The organism is Actinoplanes sp. GCM10030250, from assembly GCF_042666575.1.
GTDB lineage: Bacteria > Actinomycetota > Actinomycetes > Mycobacteriales > Micromonosporaceae > Actinoplanes.
The window spans coordinates 43768-65730 of the sequence record NZ_JBHTDO010000001.1 but is presented as its reverse complement, the minus strand read 5'-3'; the positions used below and the strand labels follow the sequence as shown (position 1 = coordinate 65730).

The window sequence follows — 21963 nt, the reverse complement described above, 5'->3', positions numbered from 1 at the left end:
GCCGGTCGTCAGGCGGGGGCTTCAGGCGGGGGCGAGGACGATCTCGGCGCGGGCCTTGCCGTCGCGTTCGCTGACGATCGCGAGGACGTCGCCGGACGGGTCGAAGACGGCGTACGGGCCGTCGATACCGGCCGGGGCCAGCGGGCCACCGTGTCGCAGTACCCGGGTCTCCTCCTCGGTGGCCGTGCGCTGCGGGAACGCCCGCCGGGCCGCTTCCGCCATCGGGAGGCCGATCACGTCGGGGGCGCGTTCCTCCAGTTCCGCGAGGGTGGAGGCGGCGTCGAGGGTCATGCCGCCGACCGCGGTCCGGCGCAGTGCCGTGAGATGACCGCCGACACCGAGCGCGGTGCCGAGATCACGGGCGATGGCACGGATGTAGGTGCCGGAGGAGCACGTCACGTCGACGTCCACATCGATCACGTCCTGGCTCTCGGTGCGCCGGATCGCGAGGACGTCCAGGTGGTGCACGGTGATGCGGCGTGCCGGGATCTCGACCGTCTCACCGTCGCGGACCCGCTTGTACGACCGCACACCCTTGATCTTGATGGCGCTGACCGCACTGGGTACCTGGTCGATCTCGCCGACCTGGGTGGCGAGTCCGGCGCGGATGGCGTCGTCGGTCACACCCTCCGCCGAGGTGGTGGACGTCACGTCACCCTCGGCATCGTCGGTGACGGTGGACTCACCGAGCCGGATCGTGGCGGCGTAACTCTTCTCCGCACCGATCACATAGGTCAGCAGGCGGGTGGCCCGGTTCACCCCGATGATCAGAACCCCGGTGGCCATCGGGTCCAGTGTCCCGCCGTGCCCCACCCGCCGGGTCTTCGCCAGCCGCCGAATCCGGGCGACGACGTCGTGCGACGTCATACCGGCCGGCTTGTCCACCACGATCAGTCCATCCGTGTCCACCGGACCACCCTATTTGCGCCCCGCGATCACCCCACCCCCGCCCGGACCTTCACCAGCAGGAAGGCGTACGGCGGGCGGCGGGAAGCGGCGGGCGAACGGCGGGGCGGCGGGAAGCGGCGGGGCGGCGGGAAGCGGCGGGGCGGCGGGAAGCGGCGGGCGGACGCTTGGGTGGCGGGAAGCGGCGGGCGGACGCTTGGGTCTCGGTCAGCGGGTTGCGCCTACTACCACCCAGCGGGGGGAGCGCCACCGCCAGACCAGGGTGACGAAGCGGACGAGAGTGAACAGGCCCAGACCGGCCCAGACGCCGCCCAGACCCAGGTCGAAGGCGTAGGCGAGCCAGATGGCCGGGAGGAAGCCGCACAGGGCGGAGATCACCGTGATGGTGCGCAGGAAGGCCACGTCGCCCGCGCCGATCAGGACGCCGTCGAGGGCGTAGACCACGCCGGCGAACGGGAGCAGGCCGACGAACCAGGGCCAGATTATCGAGGCCTGGGCCTGCACGGCGGGGTCGGAGGTGAACAGGGCGGGGATGGCGGAGGCGCCGGCCGCGGCGAGGGCGGCGAAGACGGCGGCCGCCACGCCGCCGGCGAGGGTGACGCGGCGGGCGATGTCGCGGGCCTCGTCGGCGTCGCCGGCTCCGAGGGCGGCGCCGACCAGGGATTGGGCGGCGATGGCCACCGCGTCGAGGGCGAGGGCGGCGAAGAACCAGAGTTGCAGGGCGATCTGGTGTGCGCCGACGGCGGCGATGCCGAAGCGGGAGGCTACGGCGGTGGCGGAGAGGAAGCAGGCCTGGAAGGCGGCGCCGCGGATCAGCAGGTCGCGGCCGAGGACCACCTGGCGGACGATGATCGACGGTGCGGGGCGCAGGGCGTGGGTCTCGCGTACCAGGGCGAGCAGGAAGAGGAGGCCGCCGACGCTCTGCGCGGTGACGTTGGCGATCGCGGAGCCGGTCAGGCCCAGGCCGAGGGGGTAGACGAGCACCGGGCAGAGGATCGCGGAGAGCACGTTCGCCCCGAGGACGATGTAGAGCGGGCGCCGGGTGTCCTGCACGCCGCGCATCCAGCCGTTGCCGGCGGCGGCGAGCAACAGGCCGGGCGCGCCGAACGCGGCGATCCGCAACCATCCGGCGGCGGCCTCGGCGGTGTCCGGGTTGCCGGCGAGGACCCGGGTGAGCGGCTCGGCAGCGACCAGGGCGGCCAGGGCGAGCAGCAGGCCGACGCCGAGCGCGAGCCAGGACGCCTGGACACCCTCGGCGACCGCGGCGGGCCGATCACCGGCACCGAAGCGGCGGGCGGCGCGGCCGGTGGTCCCGTACGCCATGAGCGTGCCGAACCACGCGGCCATCGACATGACGGTCCCGCCGATCGCGATCGCGGCGAGCTCGACCGGGCCGAGGTGGCCGACGACAGCGGTGTCCACCAGCACGTAGACCGGCTCGGCGGCCAGCACCACGAGCGCCGGCAGTGCCAGCGCGACGATCCTGCGCGCGGTGGCAGTGCGCCGCAGTTCAGCAGAAGACGCGGCGGGAGACCCTGCAGAAGACGTGGGCTCTGCAGAAGGTGCGGACTCTGCAGAAGGTGCGGACTCTGCAGGATGCACGGGCTCTGCAGAAGGCACGGGCTCTGCAGAAGGCACGGCGGGAGGTTCTGCAGGCGGGCTCATGGTGTTCCATGATGCCCGCCCGGCAGTAAGGGCCGCAATGCGGCTCCGTCACTTACATTTTCGTCGGCGGGAATTACTGGCGCGTGTCCAGCGAGGTCTGCAGGGCGCGGCGGGCCTGCTCGCGGGCGTCGTCAGAGGGCTGGGGCTTCGGCTTGGCAGCCATCGGAATGTCCTTCCACGGTGGGGTGGGGCGCACCCGAACTCGCGGGGCGCCCGAAATCGGTCGAGCGGTGCGTCACAGGAAGCCCGATCCGGGATCGCCGGATCTGCGGCCGAGGTGACGCGGCCCGGGGCTGTGGACCCGGGTGGCTCGAGGTCTCGCGGAAGGCGGTCGGTAGCAGCCGCGCGAAACCAAATCACCGTTCAGGAACCAAACTAACGTTCAGTCTCGCTGGCTGTTGGTGGGATCCCGCGATCCGGGACAACGAAGATGGGGGCCACCCTTTCGGGTGACCCCCGTTCAACTGCGGAAACGCCGCTCAGTTCAGGTATTCGTCAAGTAGGCGACGAACGGCGTCCACCACCTGATCGGGCTCGCCGTAACCGGTGAAACCGGCGGCCAGACGGTGGCCGCCACCGCCCTGCGACACCGCCACACCGCTCACGTCGACAGCACCCTTGCTGCGCAGGGACACCGACCACTCCCCCGCCGCGACCTGCTTCACCACCACCGACACGTCAGCCTCGGCGACCGAGCGCACCGGGTCGATGAGGGCGTCCAGCACATACGGCGGCTGGGAGTATCGCTGGAGGTCGTCGAGCGTCGCGTACGTCCAGACCATGCCGCGACCGCCGGCCGCGCCGGGCTCCAGCACCGCCCGGCCCATCACCTCGCCGGCCAGCTTCATCGCACCGAAGGGGCGGCTGTCGAAGACGCGCCGGGAGATCTCGCCGGGGCGCAGCCCGGTGGCGATCAGCCGCGCCGCCAGCTCGTGCACCGCCACGGTGGTCAGGTCGAACTTGAACGAGCCGGTGTCGGTGGCGAGGGCCACGTAGAGGCACTCGGCGATCTCCTGATCGAGCTCGACTCCGAGCTCGGCGAGGAGCCGCTCGGCGACCACCGACGTGGCGGCCGCCCGCGGGTCGACGAGCTGGACGCCGCCGAAGCCGGTGTTCGACGCGTGGTGGTCGAGCACCAGGCTGGCCGGCGCGGCGGACAACAGGCCGGCGAGCCCGCCGAGGCGGGACTCGCTCGCCACGTCGAACACGATCACGAGGTCGGCGTTCTGGTACGCCTCACCCTCAGCGACCAGCAACTCCGACCCCGGGAGAGCGGCGTAGGGATCGGGCACCCGGAACTCGCCGGGGAACGTGGCGCGCACCCGGTCGAACCCGAGCCGCCGCAATCCCAGCCCGAAACCGAGCATGCTTCCCAGCGCGTCCCCGTCCGGGTTCACGTGGCAGATCAGCTGGATCTCGTCACCGGTGCCGAGCGCGCGGACCGCCGCGACCGCGGCGGCCCACTGCCCGGCCGAGGGAGCGGACAGGGTCACCCCTGTTCCTCAGCCGCGCCCACCCGCTCGGGATCGTCCTCGTCCTCGTCGCTCTTGTACGGGTCCGGGTCGCCGGCGTAGCTCTTACCCGCCGCCAGCCGCTGGACCTCCTCGTCACGGTGCCTGGCCTGCTCCAGCAGGTCGTCGATCTCCTTGACGTTCTCCAGCACGTTGTCCAGGACGAACGCCAGGCTCGGCGAGTGCCGCAGGCCGAGGGCGTGCCCGACACGGCTGCGCAGCATGCCCTTGGCGCTCTCCAGGGCCGCCGCCGTCGACGCCTGCTCGGTGACGTCACCGAGAACGGTGTAGAAGACCGTCGCCTCGCGCAGGTCGCCGGTGATCCGGGCATCCGTGATCGTCACCATGCCGAGGCGCGGGTCCTTGATCTCCCGCACCAGCGAAGCCACCAGTTCACGGATGCGCTCCGCGTGCCGCCGTGTCTTGGCCGGATCCGACATCTAGCCCACCTCCGACTGTCATTCCCGCGGGTCAGCACCGACCCCGCCCTAACTGCTGAAGCCTACCCAGGTCAGTCGTCGTCGCCGTAAAGCCGTCGCTTGACGGAGAGCAACTCGATCTCGGGCCGGCCGGCCATCTGATGCTCGCAGGTGTCGATGACGGAACGTGCCTGTGCGGGGTCGGGCGCCACCACGGCCACCCCGATCTGGGCCCGGCCGTGCAGGTCGTGGAATCCCACCTCGGCGGCGCTCACCTCGAACTTCTTCAGCATCGCGATGATCGGCCTGACATAGGACCGCTTCTGCTTCAGCGACTGGGAGTCACCGGGCAGGAGCAGGTCGAAAACTGCGGTCTCGGTATACATCAGCGAGCAGGGTACGCCCGTACCGATGGCCAGGTCAGCCGGATTTCCGCGCCACGATCACGTCGCGGTCGATGCCCTGGTCCACCCGGTGCTGCAGGGGCAGGTGCTCGACGAGGTCGAGCCCGCACGCCAGCAGGATGTCCTCGGCCAGCTCACGCTTGGCCACTTTCGTGTTCCAGGAGAGCCCGATCGCGCCACCGCGGCGCAGCAGCGGCAGCCACTCGGGCACGGCGCGCTCCAGCAGGTCCAGCGGGCGGCGGGAGATGCCACCGCCGTCGTCGTAGCTGCCGTGGGCCACGCCGTACGGCAGGTCGGCGACCAGAACGTCGGCGATGTTGCCCCGGATCAGGCCGTCCAGCCCGGTGGTGTCGGCGTGCAGCACTGTCACCTTCTGGACCGCGCCGGCCTTGTGGTCGTCCTTGCTGGCCGCCATGGTGACCTCCAGGCGGCGGGCGGCGCGGCGCCCCTGCCGGCGCATCGGGACCAGCTCGGCGGTGTGCTTGAGCCGCTTGCGCTTGAGCCACGTCTGGAGGAACAGCTTGTACGCCTCGACGTCCTTGCCGTCGATCTCCACACCGATGCCGTCGTAGCCGTACATCAGGGCCTGGTTGAGGGTGGTGCCACGGCCGCAGAGCGGGTCGAGGACGGTGAGGTGCCCGTCGAGCATCCGGCCGGCCGAGTCGGAGGCGAGCAGGGTGAGGTTGAGCACCAGCTTGGTGAACTGCTCGTTGGTCTTGCCCGCGTACTTCGGGATGGTGATCAGGTCGCTGTCGTACCGGGCCAGCGGGGTGAGCAGGTGCGGGCGCAGCAGGTCGTCGTCGACGCGTTCGAAGAGGGCATAGGCCGAGGAGAGGTTCGACAGGTACGCGATGTCGCGCTCGGAGAGTGACCCGGTGAAGGTCAGGTACTCGACGCCGCCGATCTCGGTCACCTCGATGTCGGCGAGTTCCGAGGAGAGGACTTTCCCGAAGGCAGCCAGCTCCGCCTGGGACATGCGGGACGCCTGGTCGGCGTAGACGCGGTTGGCGGACGGGGCGAGGAGCATGGCGTACCGGGGCATGCCGTCATTCTCCCAGAGGCCCCCGCGCCCATCGTTCCCCGCCCGGCCGGCAAGCGGGACCACCGATCTCCGCCCGGCGGTCGCGGCAAAGGCGGCACCACCGCCGGTGATCGCGCGGCGATCCGGGAACTGTCGAAATTCGGCAGAGCGCCGTCGGTCGTACGAGAAAAGGTCTTGAAAAAACGCACGGCCCCGGCGCCGAAGCACCGGGGCCGTGCAAAGTCGCGAAGCTTACGCCCGCGGCTTCTCGCGCATCTCGAAGGTCTCGATCACGTCGCCGATCTGCGGCGAGCCGTAGCCCTGGAGCGTCAGACCACACTCGAAGCCCTCGCGGACCTCGGTGGCGTCGTCCTTGAACCGCTTGAGCGAGCTGATCGTGACGTTGTCACCGACCACGACACCGTCGCGCAGGATTCGCGCCTTGGTGTTGCGGCGGATGAGGCCCGACCGGACGATACAGCCGGCGATGAGACCGATCTTGGACGAGCGGAAGACCTCGCGGATCTCCGCCGTGCCCAGCTCGACCTCTTCGTACTCCGGCTTGAGCAGGCCCTTGAGCTCCGCCTCGATCTCCTCGATGGCCTGGTAGATCACGCTGTAGTAGCGGATCTCCACGCCTGAGCGGTCGGCGAGTTCCTTGACCTTGTTCGAGGCCCGGACGTTGAAGCCGATGATCGTCGCGGTCTGCTCCGACGATGCCGACGCCAGGTTGACGTCGCTCTCGGTGATCGCACCGACGCCGCGGTGGATGACCTTGAGCTGCACCTCCTCCGGAATATCGATCTTGAACAGCGCTTCCTCGAGCGCCTCGACCGAACCGGAACCGTCACCCTTGATGACCAGGGTGAGCGACGCCTTCTCGCCTTCCTTGAGCTCGCGGACGATCTCGTCGATCGTCTTGGCGCGCCGGGAGTTGGCGAAGGTCGCCGCACGACGGCGAGCCTGCCGCTGCTCGGCGATCTGACGCACGGTGCGGTCGTCCTCAGCCGCGAGGAACGTGTCACCGGCGCTCGGCACCGAGGTCAGACCCAGAACCAGGACCGGACGCGCCGGACCCGCCTCGGGGATCTGGTTGCCCTTCTCGTCGAGCATGGCCCGGACACGACCGTGAGCGGAACCCGCCACGATCGAGTCACCGGCACGCAGCGTGCCCTTCTGCACCAGGACGGTGGCGACCGCGCCGCGGCCCTTGTCCAGGTGCGCCTCGACCGCGACACCCTGTGCGGGGCCGTCGATCGGGGCGGTCAGCTCGAGCGCCGCGTCGGCGGTCAGCAGGACGGCCTCGAGAAGCTCGTCGATACCGATGCCGGGCTTGGCGGCCACGTTCACGAACATCGTCTCGCCGCCGTACTCCTCGGCGAGCAGGCCGTAGTCGGTGAGCTGCTGGCGCACCTTCTCCGGGTTGGCGTCCGGCTTGTCGACCTTGTTCACCGCGACCACGATCGGCACCTCGGCGGCCTTGGCGTGGTTGAGCGCCTCGACCGTCTGCGGCATCACGCCGTCGTCCGCCGCGACCACCAGGATGACGATGTCGGTCACCTGGGCACCACGAGCACGCATGGCGGTGAACGCCTCGTGACCCGGGGTGTCGATGAAGGTGATCGCCCGATCCTGGCCCTGGTGAGGCACGACGACCTGGTAGGCACCGATGTGCTGGGTGATGCCACCCGCCTCGCCGGCGACCACGTTGGTCTTGCGGATCGCGTCGAGCAGCTTCGTCTTACCGTGGTCGACGTGACCCATGACGGTCACCACCGGCGGCCGTGTGACCAGGCGGTCGGCCGCGATCTCGGCATCGAGGTCGATGTTGAACTGCGCGAGGAGCGCGCGGTCCTCGTCCTCGGGGCTGACGATCACCACGTTGAAGCCGAGGTGCTCACCGAGCAGCAACAGCGTGTCGTCGGAGACCGACTGGGTCGCGGTCACCATCTCGCCCAGGTTGAACATCTCCTGGACCAGCGAACCCGGGTTCGCGTTGATCTTGTCAGCGAAGTCGGAGAGCGACGCGCCGCGAGACAGCCGGATGTCCTGGCCGTTACCGCGGGGCGCGCCCGAACTCATCTGCGGGGCAGACAGGTTGTCGAACTCCTGACGCCGCTGCTTCTTCGACTTGCGGCCACGGGTCGGCCGGCCGCCGGGACGCCCGAAGGCACCCGCCGCACCGCCGCCACGACCACGGCCACCGGCACCGCCGGGACGACCGGGAGCACCGGCACCAACCGGGCCACCGCCGCCGCCACCGGGACCACCGGGACGGAAGCCACCGCCGGCGCCACCGCCGCCACCGGGACGGAAGCCGCCACCGGCGCCACCGCCACCACCGGGACGGAAGCCGCCACCGGCGCCACCGCCACCACCGCGGTAACCGCCGCCACCGGCGCCACCGCCACCACCACCGGGACCGCCACGACCGCCGCCGGGACCACCGGGACGGCCCGCACCGGCACCACCGGGACCGGCCGGACGGCCGGGACGCTGGGACGGCATGGACGCGGGGCTGGGCCGCGGGGGCATCGAGGCAGGGCTCGGCCGCGGGGGCATGCCCGGCTGGTTCGGACGCGGCATCGAGCCAGGGCTCGGCCGCGCGGACGCACCACCGGAAACACCGAACGGGTTGTTACCCGGGCCGCGCGCGGGCGGACGCGGGTTGCCACCGGCCGGGCCGGGACGCGGGCCACCGGGCGCACCGGGAGGTGCGTTACGGCCCGCTGCCGGTGAGCCCGGACGGGGCGGGACGCTGCCGGGACCACCGGGGCCACCAGGACCACCGGGACGCGGGCCACGCGGGGCGCCCGGGGCGCCCGGGCCACTGGGGGTGCCGGACTCGGTGGAGCCCTGCGGCCGGCGCTCGGCATCCCGGGAACGGGCTGCCTGCGCTGCCTGTGCCGCCTTGACTGCGGCTTCCTGCTCCGCCTTCAACGCCGAGGCGCGCGCCTCGGCGGCCGCCACCTCGATGTCGTGGGCGCTGGCCGGCTTCGCAACCGGACCGGGCATCGGACCCGGGCGACCCGGGACCGTCGGCTTCGGCCGGACGAACGGGCCGGGCGCCGGAGCAGCGGGAGAAGTAGGAACGTTGCTGGACGGGCCCTGCGGCGGACCGGGCCGGCGCGGCGGCTGAGGCCGCCCTGCCGGGGGACCCGGGCGCGCGGGCACAGCGGTGCTGGAGCCGCCGGACGCGGCGGGAGCACCGGGTGCCGGAGCGCTGGGAGCCGACGAAATGGCTCCACCCTGCTCGAGGGCACCACGGAGTCGCCGGGCCACGGGGGCCTCGACGGTGCTCGATGCGGATTTGACGAACTCGCCCATTTCTTTCAACGTGGCGAGAACGGTCTTGCTGTCGACCCCGAGCTCTTTGGCGAGCTCGTGAACGCGGGCCTTGCCTGGCACTGCACTCCTCACTTCGAGGTCGTGCGAGCGCACCCGCACAGACCTCACTCGTGCACTAGAAGCCTTGTCATTTCAGGGACTTCATCGTGTGCTCATCTGAGTCGTCCTACCTTGCTGGGTCGTGACGAAGCGCCGGACGCCTCGTCATCGGTGAGTCCGCACGGCACGAAGACCGTACGAAGGTGCTCGGCTAACAGGCCAGTGTCAGCAACACCAGTGAGACGCAGAGCACGCCCGAAGGCGCGACGTCTCTCTGCCTGTGCCAAGCAAGCCGGATCGGGATGCAGATGTGCTCCCCGGCCCGGCAGTCGTCGGCCCGGATCGGGCAGAAGCCGGAGGTTTCCCCCGGATCCGGCCGCGACGAACCGCAGCAATGAAGCGGCCGGCGCGCGGTTGCGGCAACCGACGCAGGTTCGCGTCGGGCCGACCGAGGGCAAGTCTACCCCTCGATCGGGCCGGACGCGTATCCGGTCAGTTCCCCGCCTCGGCCGCATCACGGTCCGAGACTGCGGCCGGCTCGTTGTCCGGACGGATATCGATACGCCAGCCGGTCAGCCGAGCCGCCAACCTGGCGTTTTGCCCCTCCCGGCCGATCGCGAGGGAAAGTTGGAAGTCCGGCACGGTCACTCGCGCCGTACGGGTGGTGGCGTCCACCACCTCGACACGCAGTGCCTTGGCCGGTGAGAGCGCGTTGCCGACGAACTGGGCGGGATCGTCCGACCAGTCGATGATGTCGATCTTCTCGCCGTGCAGTTCGCTCATCACCGCGCGGACCCGCTGACCCATCGGGCCGATGCAGGCGCCCTTGGCGTTCACGCCGGGGACCGTGGAGCGCACGGCGATCTTCGTACGGTGACCCGACTCACGCGCGATCGCGGCGATCTCCACCGTCCCGTCCGCGATCTCCGGCACCTCCAGGGCGAAGAGCTTCTTCACCAGGGCCGGGTGCGAGCGGGACAGGGTGATCTGCGGGCCGCGGAAGCCCTTGGCCACGTGCACCACGATGCAGCGGATCCGGGACCCGTGCTCGTACGACTCGCCGGGCACCTGCTCGGACTGCGGCAGGACCGCCTCCAGCTTGCCCAGGTCGACGATCACGATGCCCTTCTCGGCACGCGCCGCGTCCGCCTGCACGACACCGGTGATCAGGTCGCCGTCGCGTCCCGCGTACTCACCGAAGTGCTGCTCGTCGGTGGCCTCGCGGAGGCGCTGCAGGATCACCTGCTTGGCGGTCATCGCCGCGATCCGGCCGAAGTCGTGCGGGGTGTCGTCCCACTCCCGCACCACGGTGCCGTCCGTGTCGAACTCCTGAGCCAGCACCGAGGCGACCCCGGTCTTGCGGTCGATCTCCACCCGGGCGTGGCTCTCCGCGCCCTCGGTGTGCCGGTAAGCGGTCAGCAGCGCGGTCTCGATGGCCGCCAGAATGGTCTCGAACGGGATCTCCCGCTCGCGCTCCAGGGCGCGCAGCGCCGCGAGGTCGATGTTCACTCCTCGCCCTCCCCTTCGTCTTCGTCGTCGTCTTCGTCATCGTGCTCGTCGTCTTCGTGCTCGTCGTCGGTGTCGCCGAAGTCGGCGTCGTCCATCCGCTTGAACTCGATCTGGACCTTGCCCGGTCCGAGCTCGGCGAACCCCAGCTCGCGGGTCGCGCCGTCCACGTCCAGCACGACGCCCGTGTCGCCGGCCGAGACCACCCGGCCGACCACGCCGTTCACCGCGACCAGGCGGCCGGTGTTGCGGCGCCAGTGCCGTGGCTCGGTCAGCGGCCGGTCGATGCCGGGCGAGCCGACCTCCAGCTGGTACTCCCCGCTCAGCAGCTCGCCACCGCTCTCCTCGGCGGCGTCCAGCGCAGCCGAGATCTCCCGGGAGACGACTGCCACGTCGTCCAGGCTGATGCCACCGTCGGTGTCGACGAGGACCCGCACCACGAACCGGCGACCGGCCCGGGAGAGCGTGAGGTCCTCTAGGTCGTAACCCGCTTTCTCGACCACCGGCTCGACCACTGCCCGGACCCGGGCCCGGGCGGCCGTCAGGTCGATCCGCGGTGCGACGGGTGCACGGTTCTCCGGCTCCGGCCGGTTACGGCGGCCACCGGGATGGCCGCCGGGCCGGGCCCCGGCGCGACCACGCTGCGTCATCGGGCTCGACCTCTCGCTAGCTGGGGAACGCGATTGCGCTTCTTATACGCCGCTTCGGTGGAAACGACTATATGCCGCCGGGCAGAACGCGCCCCGCGGCTGATGCTGAGCGTAACGCCCCGGCCGAGCGGCCGGAGCGGCGCCGCTCCGAAACCATCCCTCGGGCAGGTCAGCGGACCGATGGTGTTGACTGGCCCGGTGGTGATGACGACAGCGGGACACACACGCCGCGGAGTGCTGGCCACGGCGGGCACCGTGCTGGGCACCGCGACGCTCGGCGGTTGCGGGCTCTTCGACGACGAACCGGAGCCCGTTCCGGCGCCGGATCCGCTGCAGCCGCTGCTGGTGGAGACGCTCGCGCTCGCCGGGGCGTACGACCGGGCGATCGCCGCCCAGCCCGCGCTCGCCGCGCGGCTCACCCCGCTCGCCGAGGACCATCGGGCGCACGCCGCCGAGCTGGCCCGGGTGATCGGCACGACGGCTCCCTCGGGGGTCGCGGCGCCGTCGTCCGCCGTGTCGGCCACCGACGGCGACACCACGGCCGAGCTGCGCAAGGCGGAGCAGGCGGCGCAGAAGAACGCCGTCGAGGCCTGCAAGACCGCACCGCGGGAGCGGGCCGCGCTGATCGGATCGATCGCCGCCTGCCGCGCCACCCACGCCGAGGCCCTGCGCTGACGCGCCAGCGTCTAAGGTTCGCGGCGTGATGGAAGAGTTGGCCGGCGCGCTCGCCGCCGAGGAGGCGGCCATCTATGCGTACGGGTTGGTCGGCGTGCACCTGGACGAAGACGAGCAGGGCCGCGCCCGGACCGCCGAACAGGTGCACCGGGAGCGCCGTGACGAGCTGGTCGACCAGCTCGACGAGCTGAAGGCGAGCACCGCACCGGCACCGGCCGGCTATCAGCTGCCGTTCGAGGTCACCGACCGGGACACCGCCCTGAAGCTGGCGATCCACATCGAGGACGGGGTCGGCCAGGCGTGGCGGGTCGTGCTGCCGGTGACGGAGGGTACGCAACGTACCGACGCATTGTCGGCTTTGACCGACTCCGCAGTTCGCGCTACACGATGGCGGCGGATCGCGGGTGCCGAACCGCTGACCATGGCCTTTCCGGGCCGCGCCGTCTGACCGGAGGACTTCTCGCTGTCGATCGGGGCTTCCCCGCAATCAGGATTACCCGAGAATGATGGGGTGATCGACGGGATCGACACCACCACGGCACGCGGGTCGCTCGCGGTCCGGCTGCGCGACGTCATCCAGCATCGATGGGCGGCCGAGGTGCAGGCCATCGGAGTGCGGGGTTCGGTCGCGCACGGGGACGACTCCGACGCCAGCGACGTCAATCTGTTCGTCGTGACGTTCCGGCCGAAGACCGGTCCGAAGCCCACCCGGCGCAAGGTCGACGGGGTGCCTGTCGAGCTCCAGGTGATGTATGCGGGTGAGGCCATGGGCCTGGCCCGGGTGCTCAACCCGCGCTGGCCGCTGCTCGCCGACGGGTTCATCACCAACTACCCGCTCTACGACCCGAAAGGCTGGTTCGCCGACGAGCGCGAGGCGCACCTGACCCTGCTGGCCGAGGCTCGCCCGGTCGAGTTCAGCCACCTGGCCCGGCACAACTGGGCGATCGCCAACGGCGCGCACGCCCGCGCCATCCGGCTCGCCCAGTGGTATGACACCGACGCCGCCCTGATCCTGATGGCGGAGGCGCGGCTGCACGCGGCGATGGTCACCGGCCTGCTGACCCGCACCTATTTCCGCAACGAGGCGGACGCGGTCAAACGCACCGGTGTGGCGGCGGCCGACATGCAGGAGATCGGCGCGATCCTGCAATACCAGGCGGAGGAACTGGCCGCGAGGGGCCGCCCGGTGGACGGCACCCTCGGCGCGCTGTTCGATTGAAACCGGCTCAGGGCAGCGTGAGAATTTCGTAACCCTCGTCGGTGACGACCAGGGTGTGCTCGAACTGCGCGGTCCACTTGCGGTCCTTGGTGACGACCGTCCAGCCGTCGTCCCACAACTCGTAGTCATACGTACCGAGGGTGATCATCGGCTCGATGGTGAACGTCATCCCCGGCTCCATCACGGTGTCCAGCCGCGGATTGTCGTAGTGCGGGATGTAGAGCCCGGAGTGGAACGTCTCGCCGATGCCGTGGCCGGTGAAATCGCGGACGACGCCGTACCCGAAGCGGCGCGCGTACGCCTCGATGACCCGGCCGATCGCGTTGATCTGCCGGCCGGGAGCGACCGCGCGGATGCCGCGCATCATCGCCTCGTGAGTCCGCTCGACGAGCAGGCGGGCCTCGTCGCTGACCTCGCCCACACAGAAGGTGGCATCGGTGTCGCCGTGCACCCCGTCCAGGTACGCCGTGACGTCGACGTTGATGATGTCGCCGTCCTCGATCACCGTGGAGTCCGGGATGCCGTGGCAGATCACCTCGTTGAGCGAGGTGCAGCAGGATTTCGGAAAGCCCTTGTAGCCGAGCGTCGACGGGTAGGCACCGTGGTCGAGGATGAACTCGTGGACCACCCGGTCGATCTCGTCGGTGGTCACGCCGGGCTTGCAGTGCTCACCGGCCAGCTGGGTGGCCCGTGCCGCGATCCGGCCCGCGATCCGCATCTTCTCGATCGTCTCGGGGGTCTGCACGTGCGAGCCACGCCATTCGCGCGGGCGCTTCTTACCCACATACTCGGGGCGGACGATCTGCGCCGGGACCGATCGCGCACGCGACTGCTTTCCCGGCACGAGTGGGGCACGTACGGTCATGCACACAGCCTATCCGCGGCGGGCGCGTTCCTTGCCGCCCCCGGGGGCCTGTGGAATCGTGTGTTCGTGGATCAAGAGGGTCAGGAGACAGACTTCTCGGCGACCGGGGAGATCTCCGGCGATCGGGTCACCGTGACGGTGACCGGCGAGGTCGACATGGCCACCGCGGAAGCCCTCTACCTGACGTCCACTCCCGACGGCACGACCGCCGCCACGCTGGACCTGCGCGCGGTGACGTTCTTCGACTCGGCCGCCATCCACACCCTGGTCCGGCTCGCCGAGCGCTATCCGGGGACGCTGACGGTGCTCCCCTCCGGCCGGGTCCGGCGTGTGCTGGACATCTCAGGGCTGGGCGGTCAGCCCTGGCTCAGGTCCGGCTGACAGCGGCCTGCGCAGGGTCACCGCGGTTCCCTCCGGCGAGCGGTGCACCGACAGCTCGGTGAGCGCGCCGATCAGGGCCAGGCCGCGGCCCCGGAACCCCGGGTCGGTGGCCGGGCGCCAGCGGCCGGTGTCCCGTACCGTCACCAGCACCGCGCCGCCGGAGAGCGACGCGTCGACGGTGATCACCGGCTCGGCCGGTGCGACCGGGTGCTCGATGGCGTTCGCCGCGGCCTCGGAGACCGCCACCACCAGGTCGAAGGCGTCCGCGTCGGCGACACCGTGTGCGGCCAGGAAGTCCTCCAGGCGCCGGCGGAGCACGGTCAGCCTCTCCGGCTCGGCGGGCAGCCGCAGCACGAACTCGCGCGGCTCGGTCACCTGGAGGGCGATCAGGGCGATGTCGTCGCTGCGGGCGTGCCGGGTGGCCTTCGCCAGCAGCCCGTCGAGCAGGTCCTCGATGTGCTCGGTGGGTTCGGCGGCGTCCTGGGTCAGCTCGGCCAGGCCCCTGTCGATGCCGTACCGGCGGTCCTCGATCAGGCCGTCGGTGTAGAGCAGCAGCCGGTTGCCCGCGTCCAGCTCGGTCTCCCGGGTCGGGTAGTTCACGTCACCCAGGGCACCGATCGGCGGGCCCAGGGCGGAGCTGTAGAGGAAGGTGCCCGGCTTGCCCGGTGCGACCCGGACCGGTGGCGGGTGGCCCGCCGACGAGAAGCGCAGCCGCCGGGTCCGCGGGTCGAACGCGACACAGAGCACGGTGGCGAACTGCCGCCGGCCGAGTGTGTCCACCAGCCGGTTCAGCCGGGTGAGGGCGCCGCCGCAGTCGAAGCCCTCCAGGACGTAGGCCCGCAGCGCGTTGCGCAGCTGCCCCATGCCGGCGGCCGCCTGCACACCCTTGCCGACCACGTCGCCGATCACCAGGAACAGCTCGCCGTCGGGGCCGGCGATCACGTCGTACCAGTCGCCGCCGACCCGGGCCTCACTGCTGCCGGGAACGTAGCGGCTCGCCACGATGGCGCCCGGCACCCGGGGCAGGGACTGCGGCAGCAGGCTGTGCTGCAGGGTGCTCGCGATCCGGTGCTCGGTCTCGTAGAGGCGGGCGTTCGCCAGCCGCAGCCCGACCAGCCGGGCCAGCTGGGTGAGCACCGCCGACTCGGCCGGGCCGTCCGCGCCGGACCAGACGCGGAGCTCACCGAGGGGCGGGCCGGCGGTGTCCGGCAGCGGCAGTACCAGGTCGGGCGAGGCGGCACCGTCGGCGCCGCCGTCCCGCTCGGCCCGGGCGTCCGGCGCGGTGAGCACCACCCGGCCCGCCGAGGTCATGGCCAGCACGTGCCGGGCCGCGACGTCGAGCACCTCGGCCGTCGTCGGCACCGTGTTGAGCGCCACCGCCGCGTCCACCAGGCGGCGCAGCCGGCTGACGATCTCCCGCCGGATCTTGCCGAGCTCCAGGTTGGCACGGACCCGGGCGAGCAGCTCCCGGGTGGAGAACGGCTTGACCAGGTAATCGTCGGCGCCGGCGGACAGTCCCTCGACCGAGGCCTCCTCACCGGCGCGAGCGGAGAGCACCACGATCGGCACGTCCCTGGTCCGCTCGTCCGCACGCAGGGCCGCGATCAGGCCGAAGCCGTCCAGCCGGGGCATCATCACGTCGGTCAGCACCAGGTCGAACGGGTCACGCCGGGCCAGTTCCAGCGCCTCCTCGCCGTCCACCACGGCGACCACGTCCCAGTGCGGGCTGAGCAGCCGGGAGACGTGTTCCCGCAGGTCGGCGTCGTCGTCGGCGAGCAGGATCCGGCCGCCGGAGCTGTCCCGGACCGGTTCGGGCGCGGCCGGGCCGTCACCGGCCCACCAGGTGGCCTCGTCCACCCAGAGGCGCGGCTCGGACGGCTCACCCGCCACCGAGCCGTCGGCGACCCGGTCAGCCGGCAGGTGCGCGGTGCCGAACGGGATCCGGACCGTGAACTCGCTGCCCTGGCCCGGTGTGCTGCGGACACCGGCCGACCCGCCGTGCAGCTCGGCGATCTCCCGGACCAGGGCCAGGCCGATACCGGTACCGTGGCCGCGTGACCAGACACCGGTGACCCGGTGGAAGCGGTCGAAGAGCAGCGCCTGCTCGGCCTCGGGGATGCCGACGCCGGTGTCGCAGACGGAGAGCACCGCGGCGTCACTCGCTGCGGACACCCGGACCTCGACACCACCCGCACGGGTGAACTTGACCGCGTTGGAGAGCAGGTTGAAGACGATCTTCTCCCAGAGCTCGTGATCCACGTGCACGGGTTCGGGGAGCGGCGGGGCGTCGACGGTCAGCTCCAGCCCGGCACGCTCGGTGGCCGGGCGGAACGAGCCGGCCAGCCGGGCGGTGATCCCGGCCAGATCGGTCGGCCGGTAGACCGCCCGCATCCGGCCGGACTCCAGCCGGGAGAAGTCGAGCACCGTGTTGACCAGCTTGAGCAGGCGCAGGCCGTTGCGGTGCACCGGGCGCAGCCGGTCACGCACCGCGGCGGGCACCACCGGATCACCGAGCAGGTCCTCCAGCGGTCCGAGGATCAGGCTCAGTGGCGTACGGAACTCGTGGCTGACGTTCGAGAAGAAGTTGGTCTTCGCCTTGTCCAGGGCGGCCAGCTCGGCGGCCCGCTCCCGTTGCTGCTCGTAGGCCCGCGCGTTCGCCACCGCCCGGGAGATCTGCGCCGTGGCCAGATCGAGGAAGTCCCGGTAGCCGTCATCCACGGTGAGCAGCCGGCTCACACCGGCGACCAGCGCGCCCACGGTGCCGTCGCCGGTACCGACGGGGAGCACGAGGGCCTCGCCGGCGGCCGGCGGCGGCTCGGGCACCAGCTCGGACAGCACCATCCGCCCCGGGCGCCCACTGCGGATCACCTCGCGGATCACCGGGTGGTGGTGGTCCGGCTGATCCAGGACCAGCGCGGCGTACGGCACGTCGGCGGCGTTCTCACCGAGCACCGCGACGGCCTCCTCGGCAAGGGCGGCCTGGTCGTGCGCGCCGGCCAGGCGTCGGCCGAGGGCGCTGAGCGTACGCACACGGCGCTCACCGAGCACCCGCCCGGTGGTGTCGCTGACGATGCACAGCACCCCGCCCGGACGCCCGTCCGCACCCCGGATCGGGTCGTAGGAGACGTCGAAATACGTCTCTTCGAGGAACCCGTGCCGCTCCAGCAGGAACCGGTGATCGGTGGCGTGAAACGACTCGTCGTTCGCGAGCACCCCGCCGAACAGCCCGTGCAGCACGTCCCAGGCTTCCGGCCACAGCTCACTGCCGGGCCGGCCCAGGTGGGCGGGGTGCTTGCCACCCATGGTGGCGATGTACGCGTCGTTGTAGAGCGCCGCGTACTCCGGTCCCCAGAAGATGACGATCTGCGCCCGGGACGCCAGCATGGTGACCACCGCGTCGGCGAGCTCGGCGGGCCAGGTGGCCGGCTCACCGAGCGGTGAGGCGGACCAGTCCAGCGTGGACATCCGCGTGCCCATCTCGCCGCCACGCTCGAAAGCGACACGCAGCCGGCTCGGCAGGACACTCACCACGCCTCCCACGGATCTCTCGCCGGCCGGTCGGAGCACCCGGCCCGCTGGCACCGTAGCACCGGGAAACGTGGGGTCAGGCCGCGGCCGTGGTGCGGGCGCGGACGGCCGCCTCGGCCAGAGCGGCGAACGATCGCAGGTCGGTGGTGCGCTCCGGATGCCACTGCACGCCCAGTGCGAAGGTCCGCCGGGGATGCTCGATGATCTCGACGACCTCGTCGTCCGGGCACCAGCCGACGGGGCGGAATTCACCCGGATCGTCGACCGCCTGATGGTGGAAGGAGTTCACCGTGAGGCTGCGGCCGAAGAAGGCGTGCGCCCCGCTGCTCTCGTCGACGAAGACGTCGTGCCGGCCGTAGTCGGAGGCGTTCGCCGCGAGCGGGTCGGTGCCGGCCGCGGCCCGGTGCCGCTCGTGGCCGATCAGGTCGGGAAGGTGCTGGTGCAGGGAGCCGCCGGTGGCGACGGCCATCACCTGCATGCCCCGGCAGACGCCGAGGACCGGCAGGTCGGCCTCGAGCGCGGCGCGCATCAGCATCAGCTCGGCGGCGTCGCGGGCCTTGTCCACCTCGGTGGCCGGGTGCGCGTCGGCACCCCAGTGCGACGGATCGATGTCACCCCCGCCGGAGAAGACGATGCCGTCGAGCGACTCGATGACGTCGGTGCCGGGGTCGTCCGGTGTAATCAGGACGGCTCGGCCGCCGGTGGCGTGCACGGCCCGCACGTAGGTCATCGGGAGCATTCCGGCCATCATCTCGTTCCGGCCGTACTGGATGTGCTCGGCGTACGAGGTGAGTCCGATCAGCGGTCTGCGCATACGGTCGCGGTTCTCCTTCGTTCAGGATGCCGCCGCGACCAGCGCCCCGAAGAGCCTCCGGTCCCGGCTCACTTCCGGGTGCCACTGAACGCCGAGGACGAACCGGCGGCCGGGGTCCTCGACCGCTTCGGGCAGGCCGTCCGCGGCCCGGCCGGTGACGGTCAGCGAGCCGGCGTCGGCGACACCCTGATGGTGGAAACAGTTGATGGTCACGTCCTCGCCCATGAGGTCGTTGATGCGGCTGCCGGGGGTGAAGGCGGCGGACTGTTCGCCGTACACCCCCGGTGCGGGGCGGTGCTTCTCATGGCCGACGACGTCGGGAAGGTGCTGGTGCAGGGAGCCACCGGCGGCCACGGTGAGCAGCTGCATGCCGCGGCAGACACCGAGGACCGGCAGGTCCCGGTCGAGGGCCGCGCGAAGCAGGACCAGCTCGCCCGTGTCACGCTCCGGGTCGGTGACGGTGTACGCCCCGCTCTCCTGCCGGTACAGCGAGGGCTCGAGATCCGGCCCGCCCGACAGCAGCAGGCCGTCCACCCGATCGAGGACGTCGGCGTCCAAATCGTCCGGGGGCAGGAGCACCGCACGGCCGCCGGCCAGGCGGACCGCCTCGACGTAGTCGTGGGGCACCAGAGCCGAAGGAAGGTCCTGCCAGACGCCCCAGGTCGCGGGCAAGACGTATGTCGTTATGCCGATGATCGGACGCATCGCACCACCGTAGTCACATGCGCGCGGCGCCGGAGAACCGGCGCCGCGTCACGGGTCCCTTCTGTCCCACCTACACGGGGATCTGAGCCCGTGCGAGCGGGGATTCGACCCCTACACCCAGTTGAACTGGGCGTATGTAGGTCCTTCCCCACGGTAGCGGGTGTTGAAACATCACAGCGGCGTTACGTACGCCCCGGTGATACCGCCGTCGACGACGAACTGCGAGGCGGTCATGAACGACGCGTCGTCGCTCGCCAGGAACGCCACCGCGGCCGCGATCTCCGCGGGGTCGGCGAACCGGCCCATCGGCACGTGCACCAGCCGGCGGGCGGCCCGCTCCGGGTCCTTGGCGAACAGTTCCATCAGCAGCGGGGTGGCGACCGGCCCGGGGCAGAGCGCGTTGATCCGGATACCCTCGCGGGCGAACTGCACACCGAGCTCGCGGGTCATCGCCAGCACGCCGCCCTTGCTGGCGGTGTAGGCGATCTGCGAGGTGGCCGCACCCAGCAGCGCGACGAACGACGCGGTGTTGATGATCGAGCCCTTGCCCTGCCGCTGCATGTGCGGGATCGCGTACTTGCAGCAGAAGAAGACCGACGTGGTGTTGACCTTGAGAACGCGCTCCCAGGCGTCCAGGCCGGTGACCAGGATCGAGTCGTCGTCGGGCGGGGAGATGCCGGCGTTGTTGAACGCGATGTCCACCCTGCCGTACCGTTCCGCGACGCCGTCGAAGAGCGCTTTCACCTGCTCCTCGTCGCTGACGTCGCAGGCCACGAACTCGCCGCCGGTCTCCTCGGCAGCGGCCTTGCCGGCGTCGGCGGAGATGTCCACGGCGATCACCCGGGCGCCCTCGGCGGCGAACCGCCGGGCGGTGGCCAGCCCGATACCGCTGCCGGCCCCGGTGATCACGGCCACCCGGTCCTGTAGACGTTCCACTTACTCTCCCATCGAAAGGAACACGTTCTTCACGTCGGTGAACGACAGCAGCGCGTCCGGCCCCAGCTCACGGCCCAGCCCGGACTGCTTCATGCCGCCGAACGGCGTCCAGTACCGCACCGAGGAGTTGCTGTTCACGCTGAGCGCGCCGGTCTCCACCGCGCGCGACATCCGCAGCGCACGACCGAGGTCGCGGGTCCAGATCGAGCCGGACAGCCCGTACTCGGTGTCGTTGGCCAGCCGGATGGCCTCGGCCTCGTCGCGGAACGGCAGGACCGACAGAACCGGGCCGAAGATCTCCTCACGCCAGTGCCGGTCCCGCTCCGAGCCGGCGAGCAGCACGGTGGGCGGGAACCACCAGCCGGCACCCTGCGGCGCGGTGCCGCGGAACGCGACGTCAGAGCTTTGGACGTACGACGAAACGACATCCCGCTGTCCGGATGAGATCAGCGGTCCCATCTCCGTCGTCTCGTCCGCGGGGTCCTGGACCCGGAACGCCCGGACGGCCGGTTCCAGCAGGGCGAGGAATTTGTCGTACACGGTGTCCTGAACCAGCAGCCGCGACCGCGCGCAGCAGTCTTGGCCCGCGTTGTCGAAGACCGCGCCCGGCGCGGCAGCCGCGGCGGCCTCCAGGTCGGCGTCCGCGAAGACGACGTTGGCACTCTTGCCACCCAGCTCCAGCGTCACCCGTTTCACCTGGTCGGCGCAGCCCGCCATGATCGATTTGCCGACCTCGGTCGAACCGGTGAAGCAGACCTTGCGCACCGCCGGGTGGGTCACGAAACGCTGCCCGACCACGCTGCCCTTGCCCGGCAGCACCTGGAACACGTGCTCGGGCAGCCCGGCCTCCAGGGCCAGCTCGCCGAGGCGGATCGCGGTCAGCGGGGTCAGCTCGGCGGGCTTGAGGACCACCGTGTTGCCCGCCGCCAGCGCGGGCGCGAAACCCCAGCCGGCGATCGGCATCGGGAAGTTCCACGGCACGATGATCCCGACCACGCCCAACGGTTCGTGGAACGTCACGTCGATGCCGCCGGGCACCGGGATCTGCCGGCCGATCAGCCGTTCCGGTGCACCGGCGTAGTAGTTGAGCACGTCCCGGACGTTGCCCGCCTCCCAGCGCGCATTGCCGATCGTGTGGCCCGCGTTGCGTACCTCAAGCTGCGCGAGCTCCTCGATGTGCTCGTCCACCACAGCGGCGAAGCGGCGCAGCAGCCGGGCCCGGTCTCCGGGCGCGACCTCGCGCCATCGTGCGAAGGCCTGCTGCGCACGCTCGATCGCCGCGTCGGTCCCGGTCAGATCCAGCGACGGTACGGTCGTGAAGCTCTCACCCGTCGCCGGGTCGATCACATCGGTCACGCCTTGATCATCCTC

At 71.1% G+C, this 21963-nt stretch carries 20 protein-coding genes; 4 read left to right on the top strand and 16 right to left on the bottom strand.

The features are described 5' to 3' along the window. Positions 1-21: 21 nt before the first annotated feature. From truB to rimP, 10 genes are all read right to left on the bottom strand, one after another. A complete protein-coding gene (truB, locus tag ACFQV6_RS00330; RefSeq protein WP_378025225.1) occupies positions 22-909 on the bottom strand; it encodes a tRNA pseudouridine(55) synthase TruB in 888 nt (295 codons plus the stop codon). A 204-nt stretch (positions 910-1113) separates the two neighbouring features. After that, positions 1114-2415: an MATE family efflux transporter gene (locus ACFQV6_RS00325; RefSeq protein ID WP_378025747.1), complete on the bottom strand. Its 1302-nt coding sequence runs from the start codon at positions 2413-2415 to the stop codon at positions 1114-1116. Between the two features lie 635 nt (positions 2416-3050). Then, positions 3051-4064 carry a bifunctional oligoribonuclease/PAP phosphatase NrnA gene (locus tag ACFQV6_RS00320; RefSeq protein ID WP_378025224.1) on the bottom strand — a complete coding sequence of 338 codons (1014 nt, stop codon included), beginning with the start codon at positions 4062-4064 and terminating at the stop codon, positions 3051-3053. Then, positions 4061-4522 (bottom strand): 30S ribosome-binding factor RbfA, encoded by a 462-nt coding sequence (gene rbfA, locus ACFQV6_RS00315; protein ID WP_378025223.1) that lies wholly within the window; start codon positions 4520-4522, stop codon positions 4061-4063. The genes ACFQV6_RS00320 and rbfA overlap by 4 nt, the downstream gene beginning before the upstream one ends. Positions 4523-4593: 71 nt before the next feature. Beyond that, the gene (locus tag ACFQV6_RS00310; protein ID WP_378025222.1) at positions 4594-4887 is read right to left on the bottom strand and encodes a DUF503 domain-containing protein; all 294 of its coding nucleotides are present in this window, start codon (positions 4885-4887) and stop codon (positions 4594-4596) included. A gap of 34 nt (positions 4888-4921) precedes the next feature. Continuing rightward, complete coding sequence (locus ACFQV6_RS00305; protein ID WP_378025221.1) at positions 4922-5947, bottom strand: TRM11 family SAM-dependent methyltransferase; 1026 nt, start codon at positions 5945-5947, stop codon at positions 4922-4924. Positions 5948-6178: 231 nt separating this feature from the next. Next, positions 6179-9334, bottom strand: a complete 3156-nt coding sequence (gene infB / locus ACFQV6_RS00300) for a translation initiation factor IF-2 (protein ID WP_378025220.1) — start codon at positions 9332-9334, stop codon at positions 6179-6181. Positions 9335-9426: 92 nt separating this feature from the next. Beyond that, positions 9427-9828: a YlxR family protein gene (locus tag ACFQV6_RS00295; protein ID WP_378025746.1), complete on the bottom strand. Its 402-nt coding sequence runs from the start codon at positions 9826-9828 to the stop codon at positions 9427-9429. After that, positions 9806-10822, bottom strand: a complete 1017-nt coding sequence (gene nusA, locus ACFQV6_RS00290) for a transcription termination factor NusA (RefSeq protein ID WP_378025219.1) — start codon at positions 10820-10822, stop codon at positions 9806-9808. Before nusA ends, ACFQV6_RS00295 begins: the two co-directional genes overlap by 23 nt. Beyond that, positions 10819-11469: a ribosome maturation factor RimP gene (rimP, locus tag ACFQV6_RS00285; protein ID WP_378025218.1), complete on the bottom strand. Its 651-nt coding sequence runs from the start codon at positions 11467-11469 to the stop codon at positions 10819-10821. Before rimP ends, nusA begins: the two co-directional genes overlap by 4 nt. A 204-nt stretch (positions 11470-11673) precedes the next feature. Here rimP and ACFQV6_RS00280 point away from each other — a divergent pair, with 204 nt between their 5' ends. From ACFQV6_RS00280 to ACFQV6_RS00270, 3 genes are all read left to right on the top strand, one after another. Next, the gene (locus ACFQV6_RS00280) at positions 11674-12144 is read left to right on the top strand and encodes a hypothetical protein (protein ID WP_378025745.1); all 471 of its coding nucleotides are present in this window, start codon (positions 11674-11676) and stop codon (positions 12142-12144) included. A gap of 28 nt (positions 12145-12172) precedes the next feature. After that, complete coding sequence (locus ACFQV6_RS00275; RefSeq protein ID WP_378025744.1) at positions 12173-12592, top strand: ferritin-like domain-containing protein; 420 nt, start codon at positions 12173-12175, stop codon at positions 12590-12592. Between the two features lie 63 nt (positions 12593-12655). Further along, on the top strand, positions 12656-13363 hold the full coding sequence (locus ACFQV6_RS00270; RefSeq protein WP_378025217.1) for a nucleotidyltransferase domain-containing protein: 708 nt from the start codon (positions 12656-12658) through the stop codon (positions 13361-13363). Between the two features lie 7 nt (positions 13364-13370). Here the strand turns inward: ACFQV6_RS00270 and map are convergent, their stop codons facing one another. Continuing rightward, entirely contained in the window at positions 13371-14228 is an 858-nt protein-coding gene (map, locus tag ACFQV6_RS00265; RefSeq protein ID WP_378025216.1) for a type I methionyl aminopeptidase, read from the bottom strand. Positions 14229-14294: 66 nt separating this feature from the next. On the opposite strand from map, the gene ACFQV6_RS00260 reads away from it, so the two are divergent. Next, positions 14295-14609 carry an STAS domain-containing protein gene (locus ACFQV6_RS00260; RefSeq protein WP_378025215.1) on the top strand — a complete coding sequence of 105 codons (315 nt, stop codon included), beginning with the start codon at positions 14295-14297 and terminating at the stop codon, positions 14607-14609. Here ACFQV6_RS00260 and ACFQV6_RS00255 read toward each other — a convergent pair. From ACFQV6_RS00255 to ACFQV6_RS00235, 5 genes are all read right to left on the bottom strand, one after another. Next, positions 14571-18086 carry a SpoIIE family protein phosphatase gene (locus tag ACFQV6_RS00255; protein ID WP_378025743.1) on the bottom strand — a complete coding sequence of 1172 codons (3516 nt, stop codon included), beginning with the start codon at positions 18084-18086 and terminating at the stop codon, positions 14571-14573. The two genes, ACFQV6_RS00260 and ACFQV6_RS00255, sit on opposite strands and share 39 nt — an antisense overlap. A gap of 127 nt (positions 18087-18213) precedes the next feature. Next, positions 18214-18951 carry a gamma-glutamyl-gamma-aminobutyrate hydrolase family protein gene (locus tag ACFQV6_RS00250; RefSeq protein WP_378025214.1) on the bottom strand — a complete coding sequence of 246 codons (738 nt, stop codon included), beginning with the start codon at positions 18949-18951 and terminating at the stop codon, positions 18214-18216. Positions 18952-18972: 21 nt separating this feature from the next. Then, positions 18973-19656, bottom strand: a complete 684-nt coding sequence (locus ACFQV6_RS00245; RefSeq protein ID WP_378025213.1) for a gamma-glutamyl-gamma-aminobutyrate hydrolase family protein — start codon at positions 19654-19656, stop codon at positions 18973-18975. Positions 19657-19827: 171 nt separating this feature from the next. Beyond that, entirely contained in the window at positions 19828-20592 is a 765-nt protein-coding gene (locus tag ACFQV6_RS00240) for a 3-oxoacyl-ACP reductase (RefSeq protein WP_378025212.1), read from the bottom strand. Further along, positions 20593-21948 (bottom strand): aldehyde dehydrogenase family protein, encoded by a 1356-nt coding sequence (locus ACFQV6_RS00235; protein ID WP_378025211.1) that lies wholly within the window; start codon positions 21946-21948, stop codon positions 20593-20595. Positions 21949-21963 lie beyond the last annotated feature (15 nt).

Excerpts from the sequence above, each read along its gene's own strand:
- ACFQV6_RS00280 (WP_378025745.1), top strand. The coding sequence starts at position 11,674 with ATGACGACAGCGGGACACACACGCCGCGGAGTGCTGGCCACGGCGGGC.
- rimP (WP_378025218.1), bottom strand. The coding sequence starts at position 11,469 with ATGACGCAGCGTGGTCGCGCCGGGGCCCGGCCCGGCGGCCATCCCGGT.
- ACFQV6_RS00310 (WP_378025222.1), bottom strand. The coding sequence starts at position 4,887 with ATGTATACCGAGACCGCAGTTTTCGACCTGCTCCTGCCCGGTGACTCC.
- rbfA (WP_378025223.1), bottom strand. The coding sequence starts at position 4,522 with ATGTCGGATCCGGCCAAGACACGGCGGCACGCGGAGCGCATCCGTGAA.
- ACFQV6_RS00245 (WP_378025213.1), bottom strand. The coding sequence starts at position 19,656 with ATGCGTCCGATCATCGGCATAACGACATACGTCTTGCCCGCGACCTGG.
- ACFQV6_RS00295 (WP_378025746.1), bottom strand. The coding sequence starts at position 9,828 with ATGCGGCCGAGGCGGGGAACTGACCGGATACGCGTCCGGCCCGATCGA.
- ACFQV6_RS00250 (WP_378025214.1), bottom strand. The coding sequence starts at position 18,951 with ATGCGCAGACCGCTGATCGGACTCACCTCGTACGCCGAGCACATCCAG.
- ACFQV6_RS00255 (WP_378025743.1), bottom strand. The coding sequence starts at position 18,086 with ATGGGCACGCGGATGTCCACGCTGGACTGGTCCGCCTCACCGCTCGGT.
- ACFQV6_RS00305 (WP_378025221.1), bottom strand. The coding sequence starts at position 5,947 with ATGCCCCGGTACGCCATGCTCCTCGCCCCGTCCGCCAACCGCGTCTAC.
- ACFQV6_RS00275 (WP_378025744.1), top strand. The coding sequence starts at position 12,173 with ATGGAAGAGTTGGCCGGCGCGCTCGCCGCCGAGGAGGCGGCCATCTAT.
- map (WP_378025216.1), bottom strand. The coding sequence starts at position 14,228 with ATGACCGTACGTGCCCCACTCGTGCCGGGAAAGCAGTCGCGTGCGCGA.